3 protein-coding genes are annotated in these 1,579 nt (G+C 71.9%); all 3 read right to left on the minus strand.

Annotated features, from left to right (window positions below):
• Nucleotides 1-120: nucleotide-binding protein (locus tag VQ03_RS35370; protein WP_157064323.1), on the minus strand; the 120-nt coding region annotated here is incomplete at its 3' end.
• A 128-nt stretch (nt 121-248) separates the two neighbouring features.
• Nucleotides 249-953: a septum site-determining protein MinC gene (minC, locus tag VQ03_RS29865; protein ID WP_048454566.1), complete on the minus strand. Its 705-nt coding sequence runs from the start codon at nt 951-953 to the stop codon at nt 249-251.
• Between the two features lie 74 nt (nt 954-1,027).
• Nucleotides 1,028-1,579 (minus strand): tellurite resistance TerB family protein (locus VQ03_RS29870; protein ID WP_048454567.1); only part of this gene is annotated, 552 nt, incomplete at its 5' end.

The following is a 1,579-nucleotide window of genomic DNA, read 5'->3' on the forward strand; positions in this document are numbered from 1 at the left end:
ATCGAAGTCGACCACGCAGACGCTCTGGCCGGTCTTGGCCAGAGCCGCTCCCAGAGCGGCCGTCGTGGTGGTCTTGCCCACCCCTCCCTTGCCGGATGTCACCACGATGACTTTGGCCATTGGTCCCCCTTACCGATCGATTGCGAAGTCGCGGCCGGCGCGGCCGCTGCGTGTGTTTTCTTCGATCTCGCCCCGTCCGCGGATCGTTGCCGCGGGGCCCCCAGGGCGGTGACGATGTCCTGTCGTGCTCAGTCGAGCGCGGCGGTGCGCATCGCGTCGCCGTCGAGCCACACCTGGACCGCGCGGCCACGGAGCGACGGGTCGATGTCGTCGGCGATGCGGTAGAGGCCGTCGATGGCGAGCAGCTCGGGCTCGAACTTGCGGCAGAAGATGCGTGCGCCCGGCGAGCCGGCGGCTCCCGCGATGGCGCGGCCGCGCAGGGCCCCGTAGATGTGGATCGAGCCGCCGGCGATGATCTCGGCACCCGAGGCGACCGAGCCCATCACGGTCACGTCGCCCTCGGGGAAGAGGATCGCCTGGCCGGAGCGCACGGGGCTCTCCAGCATCAGCGACTTCGCGCCCGTCACCCGCTCGACCGGCGGCGATGCCGGCGCCTCGCCGGGCATCGCCACCTCGCCGGAGGGCCGGCCGCCATTGAGCGGCGGCGGCATCCCGGGCCCGAGGGAGCCGGCCCCCGCGCCCTCGATCCCCATGATGGGGATCTCGCGCTGCCTGAGGGCGGCCACCAGGTCCTTGAGCGCATCCGGGCTCGGCGCCAGGGCGGTCACGTCGAGGATCACGGCGCGGCCGGCGAAGAAGGCCGGAGAGCGCTTGGCAAGGGCGTCGAGATCGGCGAGCCAATCCTCGATCGGCGCCTCGGGGGCTAACACGACCGCCAGGAACGAGCGGCCACGGAAGCGGATCGGCGGGCGGGTTTGGGTCTGGCTGGTCACGTCTTTACGACTCGTTACCAGCCCATCAGGCGCGCCCGATGGTTAGCGATTGGTTAACGGCCGTAACGAAGTCTTCACCTTTGCGATGAAGCCGCGGCGAGCGTGGCCTCGATGTGGCGCACCAGTCCCGGATCGAGCCTCAGGCTGCGGGCGAGGTGATCGAGATAGGCGCGCTCCTGCGGCGTGTCGACGCTGATCGCCATCAGGGAGGCGGCGTAGAGCTCGCTCGCCTGCTCCGGATTGCGGGCGAGGCGCGCCACCGCCTCGACGTCGACGGGCGCGCGCAGCACGTCCATCAGGAAGGCCTTGTCGTCCGCATCGAGGGCGTGGCGGTCCATCTCGCCGAAGATGCGGCCCTGCTCGTCGGCATCGATATGGCCGTCGGCCTTGGCGGCGGTGATCATGGCGATCAGGAGCGCCCGGGCCCGGTCCTGCTCGTCGGCCGGCGAGGCGGGCGCGAAGCGCGTGCCGCCGAGCATCCTGGCCGCCTCGTCGGCGGAGGGGATGAAGCCCGCCGCGCGGCCGGAGGGCGGGGCGGCGCGCTGGCCCTGGCTCGCCTGCCAGTTCTGATAGGCCTGGTAGGCGAGGGTGGCGATCAGGGCGAGGCCGCCGGCCCGGCCCGCGCC

Source organism: Methylobacterium tarhaniae (assembly GCF_001043955.1).
Taxonomy (GTDB): Bacteria; Pseudomonadota; Alphaproteobacteria; order Rhizobiales; family Beijerinckiaceae; genus Methylobacterium; species Methylobacterium tarhaniae.